Source organism: Sphingobium sp. FW305-3-2-15-F-TSA7 (assembly GCF_058787155.1).
In genome coordinates, this window is the sequence record NZ_JBYSZM010000008.1 from 85,843 (window position 1) to 103,432 (window position 17,590).

14 protein-coding genes and 1 tRNA gene are annotated in these 17,590 nt (G+C 64.4%); 8 read left to right on the top strand and 7 right to left on the bottom strand.

Annotation, left to right across the window (positions count from 1 at the left end; genetic code table 11):
* Positions 1 to 130: 130 nt before the first annotated feature.
* Positions 131 to 1,708 carry an MBL fold metallo-hydrolase gene (locus AC3WN8_RS08115; RefSeq protein ID WP_492668896.1) on the bottom strand — a complete coding sequence of 526 codons (1,578 nt, stop codon included), beginning with the start codon at positions 1,706 to 1,708 and terminating at the stop codon, positions 131 to 133.
* Between the two features lie 361 nt (positions 1,709 to 2,069).
* Between AC3WN8_RS08115 and AC3WN8_RS08120 the strand changes: the two genes are divergently transcribed.
* Both AC3WN8_RS08120 and AC3WN8_RS08125 read left to right on the top strand, forming a co-directional pair.
* The gene (locus AC3WN8_RS08120) at positions 2,070 to 2,492 is read left to right on the top strand and encodes a universal stress protein (protein ID WP_492668897.1); all 423 of its coding nucleotides are present in this window, start codon (positions 2,070 to 2,072) and stop codon (positions 2,490 to 2,492) included.
* Between the two features lie 23 nt (positions 2,493 to 2,515).
* Positions 2,516 to 5,065 carry a cation-translocating P-type ATPase gene (locus tag AC3WN8_RS08125; protein ID WP_492668898.1) on the top strand — a complete coding sequence of 850 codons (2,550 nt, stop codon included), beginning with the start codon at positions 2,516 to 2,518 and terminating at the stop codon, positions 5,063 to 5,065.
* 51 nt (positions 5,066 to 5,116) lie between these two features.
* On the opposite strand, the gene AC3WN8_RS08130 is transcribed toward AC3WN8_RS08125, so the two are convergent.
* Both AC3WN8_RS08130 and AC3WN8_RS08135 read right to left on the bottom strand, forming a co-directional pair.
* The gene (locus tag AC3WN8_RS08130) at positions 5,117 to 5,488 is read right to left on the bottom strand and encodes a hypothetical protein (RefSeq protein WP_492668899.1); all 372 of its coding nucleotides are present in this window, start codon (positions 5,486 to 5,488) and stop codon (positions 5,117 to 5,119) included.
* A gap of 62 nt (positions 5,489 to 5,550) precedes the next feature.
* Positions 5,551 to 6,018 carry an NUDIX hydrolase gene (locus AC3WN8_RS08135; protein WP_492668900.1) on the bottom strand — a complete coding sequence of 156 codons (468 nt, stop codon included), beginning with the start codon at positions 6,016 to 6,018 and terminating at the stop codon, positions 5,551 to 5,553.
* Between the two features lie 586 nt (positions 6,019 to 6,604).
* Here AC3WN8_RS08135 and AC3WN8_RS08140 point away from each other — a divergent pair.
* Together AC3WN8_RS08140 and AC3WN8_RS08145 are read left to right on the top strand one after the other, a co-directional pair.
* Positions 6,605 to 7,306: a VIT1/CCC1 transporter family protein gene (locus AC3WN8_RS08140; protein ID WP_492668901.1), complete on the top strand. Its 702-nt coding sequence runs from the start codon at positions 6,605 to 6,607 to the stop codon at positions 7,304 to 7,306.
* A gap of 1 nt (position 7,307) precedes the next feature.
* The gene (locus AC3WN8_RS08145) at positions 7,308 to 8,633 is read left to right on the top strand and encodes an NRAMP family divalent metal transporter (protein ID WP_492668902.1); all 1,326 of its coding nucleotides are present in this window, start codon (positions 7,308 to 7,310) and stop codon (positions 8,631 to 8,633) included.
* A 93-nt stretch (positions 8,634 to 8,726) separates the two neighbouring features.
* Here the strand turns inward: AC3WN8_RS08145 and AC3WN8_RS08150 are convergent, their stop codons facing one another.
* From AC3WN8_RS08150 to AC3WN8_RS08165, 4 genes are all read right to left on the bottom strand, one after another.
* The gene (locus AC3WN8_RS08150) at positions 8,727 to 9,080 is read right to left on the bottom strand and encodes an AlbA family DNA-binding domain-containing protein (protein ID WP_492668903.1); all 354 of its coding nucleotides are present in this window, start codon (positions 9,078 to 9,080) and stop codon (positions 8,727 to 8,729) included.
* 529 nt (positions 9,081 to 9,609) lie between these two features.
* Positions 9,610 to 9,700 (bottom strand) — tRNA-Ser (locus tag AC3WN8_RS08155).
* A gap of 54 nt (positions 9,701 to 9,754) precedes the next feature.
* Positions 9,755 to 11,095: a sensor histidine kinase gene (locus AC3WN8_RS08160; protein WP_492668904.1), complete on the bottom strand. Its 1,341-nt coding sequence runs from the start codon at positions 11,093 to 11,095 to the stop codon at positions 9,755 to 9,757.
* Positions 11,085 to 12,494 (bottom strand): sigma-54-dependent transcriptional regulator, encoded by a 1,410-nt coding sequence (locus tag AC3WN8_RS08165; protein ID WP_492668905.1) that lies wholly within the window; start codon positions 12,492 to 12,494, stop codon positions 11,085 to 11,087. The genes AC3WN8_RS08160 and AC3WN8_RS08165 overlap by 11 nt, the downstream gene beginning before the upstream one ends.
* A gap of 169 nt (positions 12,495 to 12,663) precedes the next feature.
* Here AC3WN8_RS08165 and AC3WN8_RS08170 point away from each other — a divergent pair, with 169 nt between their 5' ends.
* From AC3WN8_RS08170 to AC3WN8_RS08185, 4 genes are read left to right on the top strand one after another with little or no spacing between them, the layout of a single operon-like run.
* Positions 12,664 to 12,864 carry a hypothetical protein gene (locus AC3WN8_RS08170; RefSeq protein WP_492668906.1) on the top strand — a complete coding sequence of 67 codons (201 nt, stop codon included), beginning with the start codon at positions 12,664 to 12,666 and terminating at the stop codon, positions 12,862 to 12,864.
* 43 nt (positions 12,865 to 12,907) lie between these two features.
* Positions 12,908 to 14,224: an efflux RND transporter periplasmic adaptor subunit gene (locus tag AC3WN8_RS08175; RefSeq protein WP_492668907.1), complete on the top strand. Its 1,317-nt coding sequence runs from the start codon at positions 12,908 to 12,910 to the stop codon at positions 14,222 to 14,224.
* Positions 14,225 to 14,250: 26 nt separating this feature from the next.
* Positions 14,251 to 14,943 carry an ABC transporter ATP-binding protein gene (locus AC3WN8_RS08180; protein WP_492668908.1) on the top strand — a complete coding sequence of 231 codons (693 nt, stop codon included), beginning with the start codon at positions 14,251 to 14,253 and terminating at the stop codon, positions 14,941 to 14,943.
* Positions 14,944 to 14,967: 24 nt separating this feature from the next.
* The gene (locus AC3WN8_RS08185) at positions 14,968 to 17,469 is read left to right on the top strand and encodes an ABC transporter permease (protein WP_492668909.1); all 2,502 of its coding nucleotides are present in this window, start codon (positions 14,968 to 14,970) and stop codon (positions 17,467 to 17,469) included.
* Positions 17,470 to 17,590: the final 121 nt, after the last annotated feature.

Consider the following 17,590-nt stretch of genomic DNA (forward strand, 5'->3'; position numbering starts at 1 on the left):
TGTTCCGGACATCGGCCCGCAAAACATCTCAACGCAGTCATGCCCGCGCGCCGTGTCTGATCGTCCGGATGGTCGCGACTGGCGCAATGCTCGGCGCCGCCTCGTCGCATCGTCCCGAGCCCGGCCCAGGTTACGAAGCCTGACTGCGTCGGAGCGGGTCGAACGCGTGCTCGGCGGCGGCAAGAGCGCGCTGCCGCGCCATGTCATCGGGCAGCGCGCGCAGTCGTTCCTCGAGCGAGGCTGCGAAGGCGGCGTAGCGGTTGCGCCAATCCTGCGGAGCGATCAGGTCAGACGCGTGCGGCCGCGGTTTACTGGTTCGGCGCGCCGGTGTGCCGCGCTCCAGCCGGAAGCGTTCGCCGAGCAGCGGTATGATCGGATGGGGCAATCCCGCGATTGTGGAGACGTCAGCCGACAGACGTTCGAGCGCAGGCGCTTCGCCATGGTCGAGAAAGATGTTGCCCCGGACGGGTGCGCGCCTTGCCAGCCAGCGAAGCAGTGCGGCATGATCGGCATGGGCGGAATAAGCATCGAGAGTTTCGATCCGCGCGCGGACGCGAATGTCGTTGCCGGAAATCCGCACTGCGCGCGCGCCGGACTGGAGCACGGCTCCCAAAGTGCCGCGTGCCTGATAGCCGACGAACAAGACCGTGGATTCGACGCGTGGAAGATTGCGGATCAGATGGTGGCGGATGCGCCCACCATTGCACATGCCCGAGCCGGCAATAAGGATGGCGCCGGAGATCCGGTTGAGAGCCTTGGACTGGGCGACGTCGGCGGTGAAACGGACATTCGGGTTGTCGAAGGGAGAAGGAACGCCTTTACCCGGACGTGCGCCGTAGCGGCGATATGCCCGTGTTACCCGATCGGCGAGTGGTGAGTCGACGAACACCGACGAGGCAGGCAATCGTCGCGATGCGAACAACGCGACGAGATCCTCGAGCAGAACCTGGGTACGCTCGAGCGCGAAAGCCGGAATTAGCAGATTGCCGCCCTTGGCGAGGGCGGTTTCGACGATCGCCGCCAGCATCTCGCGCCGATCGGCAGCCGTGGGGACAACCCGATCCCGATCACCATAGGTTGCTTCGCAGACGACATGGTCCCATCCGCTGCCGGGCATGGCCGGATCAGCGGCATCTGCGGCCGCAACGCCGATATCGCCGGAAAACAGGAGGTTCTGGCCCTCGGCCTGGATCTCCAGCGAGGCGGCACCAAGAATATGATGCGCGTCCGAAAAGCGGATTGCTACACCCGGACACGGCTCGGCCCATTCGCCATAGCGCAGATCCTGGATCTGAGAGACGAGCTGTTCGACATCGCTGGCGTCGTAAAGCGGCTCGAACGCGGGAAGTCCGGCACGATCGGGGCGACGATTGCGTCGTTCGGCGTCGGCAGCCTGCAGCTTAGCTGCGTCGAGTAGAAGCGGTGCGAGCAGATGGCGCGTCGGTGGCGTGCACCAGATCGGCGCATCGTAACCGGCCCGGGTCAGAACCGGCAGCCGACCGCTGTGGTCGAGATGCGCGTGCGTCAGCACGATCGCATCAAGGCCGCGCACGTCGAAGGGCAGGGTCTCATGGTTGAGCGCCTCGAGCGTGCGCGACCCCTGGAACAGGCCACAGTCTATCAGCAGGCGGCGATCGCCGACATTGAGCTCCATGCAGGAGCCGGTGACCGTGCCCGCGGCACCGTGAAAGGTCAGCTCGACCGTCATTTCGTCGCACCGGGAAAGGCGGAGGCGTTTCGAGATCCCGCACCGTCGCTGTCGCGGTGGCCTAGGGGTTGCGGTTCGGTGTGCAGCATCATGCGTCTCCGGCAAAGGCGAGATGCCAGCCTAGCGGCGTCCTCTGTCGCGCGAACTCAGTACAAGTCCGGATGGCCGCACTGCTGATCAGCGTTCAAACGGTACATGTCATCGCGCGCATTCAGGGGGCGCCGTGGAACTGCACCAGCCGAACTGTAGACGGCGTTCGATCTGCAACGATCGCGCGGAGCCGGCGTCGTGCAGCTGCATCGAAATTCTTTCGGTCGGGCAGGGCGACCGTCAGGCCGCCAGACTCCAAGGCTGAGATGTCATGTATCGGAACGTCCTCATCGCCGTCGATCTCGATCAGAGCAGTTCATGGGCCAAGGCGTTGCCCGCCGCAGTTGGGCTTTGCAGATGCTTCGAGGCAAAGCTCACGCTTGTGACGGTGGTCTCCGGAACGGAGCTGGCGCTCGGAGCTCAGTGGTCGCCGATCGCCCTTCGCAAGATGGTGGACACAGCCCGCAGCCGTCTTGCCGGCCTTGCCGACAGCGTGTCCGGGTTGCCGGACGTTTCATGCCTTGTCGAGACCGGCAGCATCTATCGCGGTATCCTCAACGTCGCTGAACGGATTGCTGCCGATCTGATCGTTCTGGCCTCTCACCGCCCCGAGATGAAGGACTATCTGCTCGGTGCCAGCGCCTCGCGCGTCGTGCGTCATGCGCGCTGTTCCGTATTCGTCGTACGGGATTGAAGGCTGTGGCCGGGTCCACGACCTTGACGACCGCACTGGCCGAGGCGGCGCCTATTGGCTTGACCCAGAGTGAAGCGGCGATCCGTCTGGCGCGAGACGGCGCCAATGAGCTTCCACGGCAAAGACGCCGCTCGTTGATCTCGATCGTCGTCGAAGTCATGCGCGAACCGATGCTGCTGCTGTTGCTGGCTGGTGGAGGCGTCTACCTGGCGCTCGGTGATCTGGTGGAAGCGCTCGTCCTCATCGTTCTCGCGGGATTTTCGATCGCGATCACCATCATTCAGGAGACGCGCAGCGAACGTGCGATCGAGGCGCTGCGCGACCTGGCCAGCCCGCGTGCGCTGGTGATCCGCGACCATGTCCGGCGGCGCATCGCCGGGCGTGATGTCGTGCGGGGCGACCTGCTGGTCCTGAGCGAGGGCGACCGTGTTGCTGCCGATGGGTGGGTGCTCGCCGACAAAGGGTTGCGGCTCGATGAGTCTCTCCTGACGGGCGAGTCGATGCCGGTCAGCAAGGCCGTGCGCGTCGGGGAGTGTCACGATGAGCCGGCGCCGCGGCCGGGCGGGAACCACCTCGCTTATATCTTCTCAGGCGCACTGGTCGTCGCAGGAAGCGGGCTTTGCCGTGTTGCCGCGACCGGAACAATGACCGAGATCGGACGAATTGGCCAGTCGCTGTCGACGCTGGAGACCGAGGCCCCACAGCTCCGCCAGCAGACGCGGAAGCTCGTGCTGGCCTTTGCGATCATTGGCGGCGTTGTCAGCGGACTGGCGGTCCTGCTCTACGGTTTACTCCGTGGCGGCTGGCTCGACGCTGCGCTCACCGGGATCGCGCTCGGCATGTCAATGCTTCCCGAGGAGTTCCCGGTGGTCCTTGCCGTATTCATGGCGATGGGGGCGATGCGCATGTCGCGTGTGCGTGTGCTTGCTCGGCGGGCGGCCGCGATCGAGACCTTGGGTTCCGCGACCGTGCTGTGCACCGACAAGACCGGCACATTGACCGAAAACAGGATGACGGTGGTTCAGCTCAAGCTGCCGGACGGACGGGTGCTGGATCATGACGGCGAGGCAGTTCTGCCTGATGAATTCTGGCAGCTCGCGGAACTCGGTATTCTTGCAAGCGCGCCGCAGCCGTTCGACCCCATGGAGGTTGCATTCCACGATCTCGGCCGTGTTGGCGATGCGGGGACGCCGCGCCGCGCCGATTGGGATTTGCGGCACCATTATCCGCTAGATCCGGCACTCCTCGCGGTCTCGCAGATATGGCGCACGTCTCCCGGAGACGACGAGCATGTCATTGCGTCAAAGGGCGCGCCGGAAACCATCGCCGAGCTGTGCGGCATGAATCCGGCCGAACGTGCGGCTATTGCCGTTGCGGTCGACGCGATGGCCGCGCGCGGCCTCCGCGTGCTCGGCGTTGCCGAAGCGCGCTGGCGTGGGACAAGTTTTCCCGCCACGCAGCGTGGGTTCGATTTCACCTATCGCGGGCTGGTGGGATTGCAGGATCCGCTGCGTGCCTCGGTGCCGGACGCCGTGCGGCAGTGTCATACCGCCGGAATCCGCGTGGTGATGATCACCGGCGACTATCCTGAAACGGCCCGCGCGATCGCCCGCGAGGCTGGGATTCCATCCGACACGCTCATGACCGGCGACCAGCTCGCGCAGATCGATGACGCCGAACTCGCGCGACGCGTAAGCGACATCACGATCTTCGCCAGGATCATGCCGGAGCAGAAGCTGCGCATTGTCCAGGCACTGAAGGCTGGCGGCCAGATCGTGGGAATGACTGGGGACGGCGTCAACGACGCACCATCGCTCAAGGCCGCCGATATCGGCATTGCCATGGGCGGGCGCGGCACCGATGTGGCGCGTGAGGCTGCTTCCATCGTCCTGCTCGACGACGATTTCGGGTCCATCGTTACCGCGATCCGTGTCGGCCGGCGGATCTACGATAATCTGCGCAAAGCTATGGGCTTCATTGTTGCGGTGCATCTGCCGATCGCTGGCCTGGCGATGATGCCGCTCCTGTTCGGATTGCCGATCTTGCTTGCGCCTCTGCATATCGCCCTGCTCGAGATGATCATCGATCCGGTATGTTCGCTGGTGTTCGAGGCGGAGCGCGAGGAAAGCAACGTCATGCAGCGGCCGCCGAGAGCGCCAGCGACCGCGCTGCTGCCACGCACGCTGGTGCTTTGGTCGGCCGTGCAAGGGGCGGTCGCGCTCGCGGCGATCGGCGGCATGGTGCTGTGGAGCCGAACAGCCCCGGTGACCGAGCTTCGCGCCATCGCTTTCGGGACGCTTGTCGGTGCGATCCTTGCTCTCGTGCTGGTCAATCGCGCCTTCACCTCGTCGATTGCCGGTGCGTTGCTCCGCCCCAACTTCGCGCTTGCCGCCGTGGTATTCGTGATCGCGCTGGTATTCGGCCTGGCGGAATGGATCCGGCCGGTCCGCGACCTGCTTGGGTTCGGTGCATTGCAGCCCGAGCAGATGTTTGCCGCTTTCGTGGCGGGAGTGGCCGTGTTGGTGGTGCTCGAGATGATCAAGCGACGCTGGCATATTGGCTGGGCCATATGACCATTGTGCCACCTTCCCGTCCTTGTCGAAAATTTGCGTCGGAAGGGAGGTTCAGTCGTCGGCAATCGGCTGGCAGAGCGAGATCTCGAAAGCGAGCGGCGTGCCGTCGCGCTCGGTGACGGTCACATATTCGCCGACGCGCATCGGATGTGCTTCGAGATGGAACAGCGGCTCGTCATCGGCGTCGCCGGGGGCATAGGAAAAGGCCCAGCCCTTGCGTTTGTGCACCAGATAGCCGTGAACATCGGGCTCGTCGGGCCAGGAGCGTAGCACGGTCGCGCGCTCGGGTTTTGCACGGATCGCCTCGCGGTCGACAATCTGCTGCTGATCGAGCGGCGCACGCAGCAGATAGCAATGCGCGCGCGAACCTTCTGGGAAATCGCGGGTTCGCGCGAGATCGAGGCGGATCATATACCAGGTCATGCCGGTCTTTGTCTGCCGAGTGTGCCGCGTCCGAAATTGGGGATATTACGTATGGTGAGCTTTCAACCGGCTTTGGCGAGCAAGATACGCAGCGCCGCCAGTATTGGCCGCTGGCTGGCGAGTATCGCATCATCAGCCTCGGCAAGCGGGATCCAGCGCGCCGAATCGATTTCCGGAAAGCTTTGGAACATGCCGCTACCCGGCGGCCATTCCAGTTCGAACCGGTTGCTGACGATCTCGGCGGGATCGATGGACTGTTCGTGTGCGAACGCCTCGACGATTTTGCCACCGGCCTGGCGGATTTGCATAAGCGGCTGCATGTCTCCTTCAACCGCGACACCGAGCTCTTCCATAGCTTCGCGACGGGCCGCGGTTCCAGCATCTTCACCCGGCTGGATCATGCCTTTGGGTATTTGCCAGGCGCCTATGTCCTTGTTTCGCCAATAAGGGCCGCCGGGGTGCGCAAGCAGAACTTCGACACCCGATCCGGCGCGGCGATAGAGTAAAATGCCTGCACTGCGCTGGGCCATCATTGCTAACCTTGGCGGACGGATGCTCGGTTTATACTGAAAGAGCCTTGGCAATACATCGGCCTCGACCCACGTCGGCGTGGTTACGTGCGGCATCATCTCTCAAGTCCGTAATGTCCCGAATGCCGATCGCATCGCAGACGGGCTAATTCCAGCTTCCGCAGACCGAAACGACGCATCGGGCGCCGTTTGCAGCGAACGTTGCAAAGTGAACGGGAAGGCCGGACAATGACCGAATTTGATCGAGAACAGCTGAACGGGATGCCCGTGCCAGGCAATCCGGCCCCCGATATTATCAACCCCCAATCTCCGCCGGAATCGCCCGTCTCTGCGCCGCCTGCCGAAGAGCCGATGCAGGAGCCGCCCGGCATCCAATCGCCCGACCCGGGCCGGGAAGAGCCAAAGACGCCGCCGCCTGAAATCCCCCCGGCTGAAGCTTGTATGGGCCTGCGCCTTGTATCGGGCATCGCCGATTGCCGAGTGAGGCTTCCTTGGGGATCTACGTAAGGCGCGCAATGAAGGATGGTGCCAGGGAGCCACTGGTTTGAGAGGGCGATCAAGTCATGACGCATCGAGTCGGGCGCCAATGAGTCGGTTGGGAACACATCGCGAGCGTCATCTGGTTTCCCGTATCGGTTGGCTGCGGGCGGCCGTGCTTGGCGCCAACGACGGAATTGTGTCCACGGCAAGCCTCATTCTTGGGGTTGCGGCTTCGGCGGCTCAAAGGGACGCGATCCTGATCGCGGGGGCTGCCGGGCTGGTCGCGGGCGCAATGTCGATGGCTGCCGGCGAATATGTCTCGGTCAGTTCGCAGGCCGATGCCGAAGAAGCGGATCTGGACCGTGAACGCCGCGAGCTCGCGAACGACAATGAGGCCGAGAATGAGGAGTTGACCCAGATCTATATCCGGCGCGGTCTCGATCGCGATACGGCGCTATCGGTGGCACGCCAGCTGATGGCTGCCGATGCGCTCGCTGCTCATGCGCATGATGAACTGGGTATATTGGAGATGACGACGGCGCGTCCGATCCAGGCCGCGTTGACGTCGGCCGCGACATTCACCTGTGGCGCTGCATTGCCTTTGTTGATCGTGTTTCTGGTGCCAATGGCCCGCCTTGTTCCGATCGAAGCCGGCGCATCGCTTCTCTTCCTCGCTCTGCTCGGTGCTATAGGTGCGGTGGCGGGCGGCGCGATCGTCTGGCGCGCTGCTGCGCGCGTCACCTTCTGGGGAGCGCTCGCCATGGCATTGACCGCGGGGATCGGGCACCTGGTCGGTACGGCCCTCTGAGATGCAGCGGCCGACGGAAGATCGTGTACCGGTGCCTGCGGCGGATCCACTGACGACAGCGGATTTCGAAACTATTGTCACACCGCCGGGCTTCTTCGCTCGGCTGGGGCCAGGGCTGATCACTGGCGCCGCCGACGATGATCCCAGCGGAATCGGCACCCACAGCCAGATCGGCGCCCAGTTCGGCTATGGCCTGGCCTGGACCTTTGTCCTCAGTTTTCCGCTGATGGTCGTCATCCAGCAGGTCGCCGCCGAGATCGGGCGAGTCACGGGTGCCGGAATCGCCCGCAATCTGCGACGCCATTATCCTCGCCCCGTGCTGTGGGCGATGGTGACGCTGCTCCTGATCGCCAATGTGGTGAACCTTGGCGCTGACCTGAGTGCTATGGGCGCTGCCCTGGTGCTGCTGACAGGGGGGAATGCTGTTCTCTATACCCTGTTGTTCGGGATCCTTTGCGTGGTGCTCGAGGTAACGCTCAGCTATCCACGCTATGCGGCCATTCTGAAATGGACCACCCTGTCCCTGTTCGCTTACGTCGCGGTCGTCGCGGTCGCTGGCGTCCCCTGGGGACGGGCGCTGACCTCTCTGATCGTGCCCGAGCTACAATGGAACGCCGACTACGCAACCGCGATGGTCGCGATCCTTGGCACCACGATCAGCCCTTATCTTTTCTTCTGGCAGGCCGGGCAGGAGATTGAGGAGCAGCACCGTCATCATGCCAAGCCTTTGTGTATCGCGCCACGCGATGCCGGTCCCGAACTCAAGCGGATTCGCATCGACACGCTGACCGGCATGGCGTTCAGTTCGATCATTTCGCTCGCTATCGTGTTCGCGACCGCGGCGACTCTCAATGCCCAAGGCATCACCGACATCGCCACTTCGGCGCAAGCCGCGGAGGCGCTGCGTCCGATCGCCGGCCGCTTCGCCTTCGCGATGTTTGCGCTTGGCGTCATTGGTACCGGCCTGCTCGCAGTGCCGGTTCTTGCCGGCTCGGCGGCTTATGCCGTGACCGAAATGAGCGGCAGGGTGGGAAGCCTTGACGCGAAACCGCTCCAGGCGCGGCTATTCTATGCGACGATCGCGATAACGACGCTTGCTGGCGCCGCGCTTACGTCGATCGCGATCGATCCGGTGAGGGCGCTTTACTGGGCGGCAGTCGTCAACGGTGTTTTGGCGGCGCCGCTGATGGCGATGATGATGCTGATCGTTCGCAACAAGCGGGCAATGGGACGGCTTACTCTATCGCCCATGGCCACAGCGCTAGGCTGGTTTGCGACATCGGTTATGGCCGCGGCTACCGTGCTTTTCTTTGCGTTTGCTCTTTAGTTGTCCGCACCGATGCGCTCTTGGTCAGAGGGTTCGTCCCCGTCATCCTCGTCGTGAACTTCCGGACGATGAAACCTTGGGATTATTGCCGGTCTATCGAAACCCGCACTGCGCGTAGCTTGATCGCTTCAAGAAGCGCATACATGTTTTGAGGGTGATCGTGGGCCGCACAAGATTGAAGATGCCTTCGAGACGCTCGCGAATGCCATGCCGGGCAACATCCTTTCCCCCTTCCGGAATACCGATGATCTCGCCGCTGTCTTCTACACCTAGAAGGATCATGCCCGCGTTCGACGTCGCGAACGCCGCAATTTCCTTGGCAAGATCGCCGGCGTGCTTCGGGAACTCGCGCTTGAACTCGACTGTCTGCGTTTCGCTCGCAGCCGCCAGGTGCGGCAATTCACGCGTCAATTCAGCGTCGGCCCAACTGGGGTGTTCGTTATCCATGCCGGACAGGATGCCGCTACATTTCGCCTCGTACCAGCAGGATTAGATCCACACCTTCCGCGCTGGTCTTCCATTCGCTCCCTGCTGGTTCGCACCACGGCCCTCGTGGACCCGGCGCCCAGCATCGCAAGGAGCCGATCCCTAGGCGGACTCGCAAAGGGCCATTTGCATATGCAACTGACCGGAGTTGGTCGAGAGCCGCCAGCCAGCATCACGACATAAACAGGCAACTGCGATCGCCAACATCGCCAACATAGCCGCCGTTAGAGACCGACCTCGGGTGCCTCGGAAGCTGCCTTTCGTTCATCAAGGGGCGACAAATATGGGATCGGAGCCCGGTGCGGGACCGTCCGATTTATGGCGAAAACGCGATTCCGTAGTAGTGGAATGGCCGCGGAGAAAGAGCGGGAGAAAACGCCTCTGAGAGCCCCAAAAGGGATTCTCCCGCTACGGGATCATGCCGCGAACGGCGCAGAACTGCGCCGTTCTGGCGGCGATTCTCTCATTTACGGAAATCATGCCGACTGGCTGGCGGAGCGGGAGGGATTCGAACCCTCGATACGCTTTTGGCGTATACTCACTTTCCAGGCGAGCGCCTTCGACCACTCGGCCACCGCTCCGCATGCTCTGGAAGGCGGCTCCCTATCGCGGCATTGACGGCGGCGCAAGGCGCTTCACAGCACCAGCCGGAACAGCGCGCCGTCGGCGGGCGATCGATCGACCTCGATCGAGCCGTCATGTGCGAGCAGCACCTGCCGCGCGAAGCTGAGGCCGATGCCGCTGCCCGTCTTCTTGGTGGTGAAGAATGGCAGGAAGATGTCGTGGCGCAGCGCTTCGGGTACGCCGGTGCCATTGTCGCCCACCTCGATCCGTGTCCGGCCCGACCGCATCGCCTCGATCGACAGCGATACGGTGGGCGTGTCGCCGTTCATCGTCGCGGCATCGGCGGCGTTGCGCAGCAGGTTGATGACGACCTGTGCGATCAGATCCGGGTCGGCATCGATCAGGTGGCTCGGCGGCGCGATCGTGATCTCCAGCCGGACATCGGCCCAATGTCCGTCGGCCTCGAATAGCCGGCCCAGCTCGGCCGCGAAGGGTTCGGCGGCGAACAGGCGTCGGTTGATCTGCGGCGGGCGGGTGATCGTGCGATAGGTTTCGACGAAATGCATCACGCCGTCGGCGCGGCGGGCCAGTGTCTCGATCGCGCCGCGCGCATCGGCAATGGCGGGATCGTCGCCGCGATCGGCCTCGGCGATGAGCTGCGCGGCGGTACGCGCCAGCGACGTCACCGGGGTCATCGAATTCATGATCTCGTGCGTCAGCACGCGGATCAGGTCGCTCTGCGCCGCCACCTCGACGGCGTTGAGCGCATCCTGGATCGGCTGAACCGCGATCACCCGCACCGTGCCGCCCAGCCGCGCGAGCGAGGCGGCGCGAACCGTCGCGCGCTGCGGCCCGATGTCGAGCGACAGGATGAGCAGCTGATGCCGCCCGGGCGGCAGGCCGGCGATCGCCTGGACCAGGCTGGCGCCATAGATCTCGAAATCGGCGACGCGGATGCCCTTATGCTGGTTGAACAGCCGCCGTGCCGCCTTGTTGACGCATTCGGCGCGCCCCTCGGAATCGACGGTGACGAGCGCGACGGGCACATCGTCGACCAGCGCGGAGAAGAAGCGCGTTTCCTCCGAGATCCGCTCGCGCTCCTCGCGCAGCGTACGGATGCCGCTGTCGAGCGCGGAACCCAGCACGTCGAAGCCGCTGCCGGCCTCGGGCCGGGCGAAGCGCGCCTGGAGGTCGCCGAAGCGCACCGCGTCGATGAATCGGGCGACTTCCAGATTGGTGCGCTGGACATAGCGCCACAGCGCGATGCCGGCGCCCGTCGCGAGCATTGCGGCAACGATCCGCGCCGCGGCGAGCCCGGGGGTCAGCAACGACCAGGCAAAGGCGGCGAGCGCGGCGAGTGCGAGCGCCAGGCGCAGCGCCAGTCCGATCGCGAAGCGACGGTCAAAGCCCATGTTTTTCCATCCGCCGATACAGCGACGCGCGCGTCAGTCCGAGTTCGGAGGCGGCGTTGGAGATGTTGTAGCCGTGTTTCTTCAACGCGGTCTCGACCATGCGGCGCTCGACGCGCTCGAGGTTGAGATCGTCGTCGCCGGCCGGCGGCTCGACCACCGCGCTGCGCTCGACGCGCAGCGGTGCGGGCTCGGGGCGGCGGATCGAGAAATCCGCGATGGTGAACGGCGCGTCGCCCGACAGGATCACCGCGCGCTCGACAGCATGGCGCAGCGCGCGGACATTGCCCGGCCAATCATAGGCGGTCAGCGCGGCAAGCACGTCGGCGGGGATCGGCCGCGCCGCCTTGCCATATTTGCGTGCATAGAGTTCCAGATAATGGTCGAGCAGCATCGGCACGTCCTCGCGCCGTTCGCGAAGCGGCGGCAGCGTGATCTCGACGGTGTTGAGCCGAAAGAGCAGATCCTGCCTGAAGCGGTGCTCGTCGCCGAGCCGGTCCGTGGACAGGTTGGTGGCGGCGATCACACGGATATCGACCGGGACCGGTTTGTTGGCGCCGACGGGCGTCACCTTGCGCTGCTCCAAAGCGGTGAGCAGCTTGGGCTGTAGGTGGAGTGGCAAATTGCCGATCTCGTCGAGGAACAAGGTGCCGCCATCGGCGGCTTGCAGCCGGCCGATGCGATCGGTGCGGGCATCGGTGAAGGCGCCCTTCACATGACCGAACAGCTCCGAATCGATCACCGTCTCGGCGACTGCGCCGAGATCGACCGACAGCATCACGCGTTCGGCGCGGCGCGAGCGGCGGTGGAGTTCGCGTGCGACCAGTTCCTTGCCGGTGCCGTTCTCGCCCAGGATCAGCACATTGGCGTCGGTCGGGGCGGCGCGTTCGATCAGCTGCTGGACGCGCGCCATCGCGGGCGACGTGCCGAGCAGTGGCGTCTCGCCGCCCGGTGCCGATGCGGCGATCGCGACGAGCTTGTCCTTTTCCGCCGCGACACGGCGCGAACGGCGCAATGCGGCGGCGGTCCGCACCGTGGCGAGCAGGCGTTCGTTGGACCAGGGCTTGGTCGCGAAATCGGTGGCGCCGCGCTTCATCGCCTCGATCGCGATCTGGACGCCGCCATGCGCGGTGATCATCACTACCACCGCATCGGGATCGCGCGCCAGGAAGCGCCCCAGCCATTCGAAACCCTCGGCAGCGTCGGTGGCGCCGCGCGCGAAATTGGCGTCGAGCAATATCGCCTCGGGCGCGCGCGTCGCCGTGCGTTCGAACGCGTCGCGCGGATCGGTGAAGGTCAGAACCTCGTCGAACAGCGACCGCAACAGCAGGCGCGCCGCGAGCAATATGTCTTCGTCGTCATCGATGACGACGCACAATTCGAATGGCTTTCCCTCCGGCATGCGTCCGTTCCCGTACAGCGAGTGTCCGAAATCGGGCAATCAATAATTGTGCCATACTTGGCTCGATCGCCTTCAATCGCGCAAAACCGCCACTCCTCGCAATTGGCACGCTCTCTGCAACGGGATGGGAAACGGGGCCGCGATCGGCCGCTCGACGAGGAGAAAGACCATGTACACCCCCAGCACGCCGAAGCTCCCCAGCGCGGTCGCCGCCATGCTCGCCGCCGCGACGATGACCTTCATGACTGCCGCTCCGGAGGCGGAAAACGGCGTTTATGGCGGCGATGCGCGCATTGCCGCGGACGAATCGGCACCATCGGGCCTGTGCATCGAACGGCCGTTCGTCGGCTGCGACCCCATCCGCGCCTAATGTCCGATAGCGGACACGAAATGTTCGGAATCGGACACAGCCTATGAGCGTGGTGCGGATGAACAAGGACGCGGGCGGCAGCGACCAGCCGACAAGCGGCGGCGCGATGGATCGGGTGGTCGAGCGGCGGAGCATTCCGTTGCGTCTGAAGCTCGCCGCGGCCGGCACCGGGATCCTGCTGATCCTGATCGCGGCCTGGTATCTGATGCCGCGCGGCACCAGCCAGACCGTTCCCGCCGACCGCGTCACCGTCTCCACCGTGACGCGCGGACGCTTCGAGGATTTCCTGCCGCTGCGCGCACGCGTCACCCCGCTCGTCACTGTCTATCTCGACGCGATCGAGGGCGGCCGGGTGGAGGAGGTGTTCGTCGAGGACGGCGCGACCGTGCAGAAGGGGCAGCTCCTCGCGAGGCTCTCCAATGCCGAACTCCAGCTTTCCGTGCTCGCGCGCCAGACCGAAGTGACGCAGCAGCTCAACTCGATGCGCAGCCAGGAACTGGCGCTGTCGCAAAGCCGCATCCAGAACGAGCGCAATCTGCTCGAAGCCGGGCTGGCGGTGAAGAAGGCGCAGCGTCAATATGAGCGCGAGCAGCCGCTGGCGCAGCGCGGTTTCGTCGCGGGCAAGATCTTTGCCGACACGCGCGACGACTATTCCTATCAGCGCGATCGTCACGCAGTGCTGGCGCGCGCGCAGGCGACCGACGAACGTCTCCAGTCCAGCCAGCTTGCGCAGCTGCGCGCATCGGCAATCTCGCTCGAAACGAGCCTCGGCCTTGCGCGCGCCAATCTCGATGCCCTGAACCTCCGCGCACCGGTGGCGGGCACGCTATCCGCTTTCTCGATCCAGGTCGGCCAATCGATGGCACGCGGCGAGCGGCTGGGCCAGATCGACAGCCCCGGGCGCAACAAGCTGATGGCGGGTGTCGACGAATTCTATCTTGCGCGCGTCCAGCCCGGCCAGACCGCGGTCGTCGAGTGGAACGGCAAGACCTATCGGATGCGCGTCGCCAAAATCTATCCGACCGTGCGCAACGGCCAGTTCGAAGTCGATCTCCAGTTCCTCGGCGACGAGCCGCCGCAGATCCAGCGCGGCCAGACGCTGCAGGTCAAGCTGACCCTGGGCGATCCGAGCATGGCCCGGCTGATTCCGAATGGTAGCTTCTACAATGAGACGGGCGGAAGCTGGGTGTTCGTCGTGACCCCCGACGGCAGCCAGGCCGTCAAGCGCCAGGTGCGGCTCGGCCGGCGCAATGCCGATTTCATCGAAATACTCGACGGGCTGGAGCCCGGCGAGAAAGTGCTCACCTCTCCCTATACCGGTTTCGCCGACAAGGATCGGCTGGACCTCGAACGCAAATGACCAAGCCACAGACGAAAGGCCAAGACATGACGCAACCGATGCTCAGCATGCGCGACCTCAGCCGGGTCTATCGCACCGACATGGTCGAAACGACCGCGCTCAATTCGGTCGATCTCGACATCCATCAGGGCGAGTTCGTCGCGGTGATGGGGCCGTCGGGCTGCGGCAAGTCGACGCTGCTCAACGTGATCGGCATGCTCGACAGCCCGTCGAGCGGATCGTACCGCTTCGGCGACATCGAGGTGGCGGGGTTGCCCGAAAGCAAGCTCGCCGAAACGCGCAAGACGCATCTCGGCTTCATCTTCCAGAGCTTCAACCTGATCGACGAGCTGAGCGTGGCGGAGAATGTCGAACTGGCGCTGCTCTATCACGACATGCCCGCCGCGGCGCGGAAGGCGAAGGTCGAGGCAGTGATGGACCGGGTGGGCATCGCGCACCGCGCGCGCCACCGGCCGAGCCAGCTTTCGGGTGGGCAGCAGCAGCGCGTGGCGGTCGCCCGCGCGCTCGTCGCCGAACCCAGGCTGATCCTGGCGGACGAGCCGACCGGCAACCTCGACACCCAGCATGGCGAGGAAGTGATGAAGATGCTCCAGACGCTCAATGCCGAGGGATCGACCATCGTCATGGTCACCCACTCGCCCTCGCATGCCGATTACGCCAGCCGCGTCGTCAACATGCTCGACGGCCGCATCCTGCAGGAACGGCGCCGCGCCGCCTGAACCCCGCGGACAAGGAGACACGCCATGTGGCGCAACTATCTGATCGTCGGGCTGCGGTCGCTCATGAAGAGCCGTACCTATGCCGCCATCAACATATTGGGGCTCGCCATCGGCATGGCGGCGTGCCTGATCATCCTGATCTTTGTGCGCAACGAGCTCACCTACGATCGGTGGATGCCGGAGGGCGACCGGACTTTCCAGCTCCAGACCTATTATACCGACCGCACGACTGGCGAGCAGCAGAACCTGCAGATGGCCGCCTATGTCACCAAGGCGGCGATACTCAAGGATTTCCCGCAGATCGAAAGCAGCGTCCATCTGCTCTCGGCCGGCCCTGTCGTGGTTCGCAACGGTCAGGCGACGGAAGTGGAGGCGATGAAGTTCGTCGACGGCCCGCTGTTCGACGTGCTCGATCTGCCGTTGGTGCAGGGAAATCCGAAGACCGCGCTGGCGCAGCCGGGCGGTCTGGTGCTGACCGAAAGTGAAGCGAAGCGCCGGTTCGGAGACGAGAATCCGATGGGGCAGACGCTGACCCTGATCTCGCGCGGCATCTCGCAGGATTATCGGGTCAACGGCGTGCTCAAGGATATTCCGAAGAATTCGCACCTCAAACTCAACATGGTCGCGCGCTACGACGCCAATGCCTATTGGGCCGAGAATCCACAGTTCCTCACCGAATATGGCTGGCAGGCGGGCGCACTCTACTTCCGGTTGAAGCCCGGCGCGAACGTCGGGGACATCAACAGCCAATTCCATGCCTGGGAAAAACGCAATATTCCCGATCAGATCTTTGGCGAGCGGCGCACCAACCAGGGCGACAGCGCCGAATTCGCACTGGTCAACGTCCGCGACATCCATCTCGGGCGCGCGCAGGAAGGTGCGATGACCCCGGGCAATGATCGCCGCTCGATCATGACCTTCGCGGTGATCGCGGTGTTGATCCTGGGCATGGCCTGCGTCAATTTCGTCAATCTGGCGACGGCGCGGGCAAGCCAGCGCGCGCGCGAAGTGGCGTTGCGCAAGGTGCTCGGGGCCAATCGCCGCCAGCTCGTTTTCCAGTTCATCGGCGAATCGATCCTGGTGTCGGCACTTGCGATGCTGCTTGCGCTGGCGATGACCGAGCTCGTCCTGCCGCTGATCAGCACCTTCCTCGATGCCGAACTGTCGCTCAAATATGTGGGCACCGGCGGCCTGTTGCTGCCGATCATCGGGCTGGTGCTGCTCGTCGGCGTTGCCGGCGGTATCTACCCGGCTTTCTATCTGTCGCGCTTCCAGCCGGCACGTGTGCTCAAGGCGAACAAGTCGGCTGCCGATGCCGAAGGGTCGGGCCGGCTGCGTAGCGCGCTCGTCGTCGCGCAGTTCGCGGTCTCGATCGGGCTGATCATCTGCACGATCGTCGTCTATGCGCAGACGCTCTACGCGCGGAACTCCGATCCGGGTTATCATCGCGACGGTCTGATCCAGGTCTCCGGGATGCAACGTCGTCAGCTCGATCCAATCAAGGATACGCTGGTGCGCGAGATCGGCAAGATCGACGGCGTCACCTCGGTGGGGCGCACGGCGATCGGTATCAACACGCTCAACAACACTGTGACCGGCGTCCAGCTTCCCGGCCAGTCGGAGCCGATCGGGCTGGGCTATTACAATGTCGATACCAGGTTCTTCGACACGATGGGAATCAAGCTGCTCGCGGGGCGCGGCTTCGACATCAACCGGCCGCTCGACGACAGCACGCGTCCCACCCCCGAGGATCCGGCGGCGGAGCATGCATTCGTGGCGCGCGGCGCGAACACGATGATCAATGCCCTCGCGGTCAAGCGGCTCGGCTTCAAGTCACCACAGGATGCGATCGGCAAGCAGATCCGCGCGGCGATCACCGGCGACCAATATGGCCTGGTGCCGGTCACGATCATCGGCGTCGTCCAGGATTCGCGTTTCCGTTCGATCCGCGATCCGCTCGATGCGATCATGTTCTTCTACGATCGCAACAATCACAACGAGATGCTGGTGCGCTACAGCGGTGATCCGGCAGCGGCGATGGGCAAGATCGAGGCGGTGTGGAAACGCCTGGCGCCGGATACGCCCTTCACCGCCAAGTTCGGCGACGACATCGTCCGTGATCTCTACAAGTCGGAAGAGTCGCGCGCGCAGATCTTCGGGGCATTCTCGCTGCTCGCGGTGGTCGTCGGCTGTCTCGGCCTGTTCGGGCTGGCCGCCTTCACCGCGCAGCGCCGGACGAAGGAAATCGGCATCCGCAAGGTGCTGGGCGCCAGCACGTCACGGATCGTACGGCTGCTCGTCTGGCAGTTCACCCGGCCGGTGATCCTGGCGAACATCATCGCCTGGCCGATCGCCTGGTGGCTGATGCGCGACTGGCTCAACGGCTTCGATGCGCGCATCGCGCTGGGGCCGGTGCCTTTCCTGGTGGCGGGCACGTTGGCGCTGCTGATCGCGGTCGGGACGATCGGTGCGCACAGTTTCCGCGTCGCGCGCACCAACCCGATCCACGCGCTGCGCTACGAATAGGGAGATTGGGGCCAGACCGGTTCCCGTCCGGCCGCGATCATCCTGCTCGGCCGTCCCGGCATCTGCCGGGGCGGCCTTTTTTTGGTGTTCCGTCTCCTGAATCGGCGTTGTCAGACGTTGA